This is a genomic window from Idiomarina sp. ST20R2A10, assembly GCF_051842345.1.
Lineage (GTDB): Bacteria > Pseudomonadota > Gammaproteobacteria > Enterobacterales > Alteromonadaceae > Idiomarina > Idiomarina loihiensis.
On sequence record NZ_JBNIEY010000028.1, the window covers coordinates 1 to 652 of the forward strand.

The following is a 652-nucleotide window of genomic DNA, read 5'->3' on the forward strand; positions in this document are numbered from 1 at the left end:
GACTGCAACCCTGATAACACCTGCGCAACGCCAAATGCTCGTAAGAGCTACAAAGTGATGTTTTGGCTCGTTGCGGTGCTTACTTTAACAGCATTGGCTTACCCCTATGTTGTTCCTTTGTTTTACTAGGAGGCAATACACGATGAAAAAAACAATGATAACAACCATTTTATTTTTACTGTTTAGCATGCCCGCATTGGCGGTTGAGAAAACGGTTACGCTATCAGTACCCGGTATGACATGCGTCACCTGCCCAATTACTGTCAAAGCTGCACTTGGCCAAGTTGCAGGTGTGAGCGCCGTCGATGTCCGTTTTGAAGAGCGGGATGCAACCGTGACATTCGACGACGAAAAAACGTCAGTTAAGCAGCTCACTGAAGCAACGACAAATGCAGGATACCCATCAACACTGAAAGCAACGGCACCAAAAAATCAGTCATGAAACATCACAATGCCTTATAGCTGCTGTAAAACTGAAAGACCAAGGAGTAACCGTTATGAGTAATAACAATTTACACATTGCTGTCATTGGTAGCGGCGGCAGTGCGATGGCTGCGGCACTCAAAGCGACCGAGGGAGGTGCCCGAGTGACGCTCATTGAGAGAGGTACTATTGGCGGAACTTGTGTCAATATTGGCTGTGTCCCGTCTAA

3 protein-coding genes are annotated in these 652 nt (G+C 46.9%); all 3 read left to right on the forward strand.

Features of this window, described 5'->3' with window-relative positions; all coding sequences use genetic code 11:
• On the forward strand, nucleotides 1-129 hold a 129-nt coding region (locus ACP7H9_RS14165), incomplete at its 5' end, for a mercuric transporter MerT family protein (protein ID WP_439222926.1).
• Between the two features lie 13 nt (nucleotides 130-142).
• Complete coding sequence (gene merP / locus ACP7H9_RS14170) at nucleotides 143-442, forward strand: mercury resistance system periplasmic binding protein MerP (protein WP_034818174.1); 300 nt, start codon at nucleotides 143-145, stop codon at nucleotides 440-442.
• Between the two features lie 55 nt (nucleotides 443-497).
• Nucleotides 498-652, forward strand: a 155-nt coding sequence (locus tag ACP7H9_RS14175) for an FAD-dependent oxidoreductase (RefSeq protein ID WP_439222927.1), incomplete at its 3' end; no start/stop codon positions are given.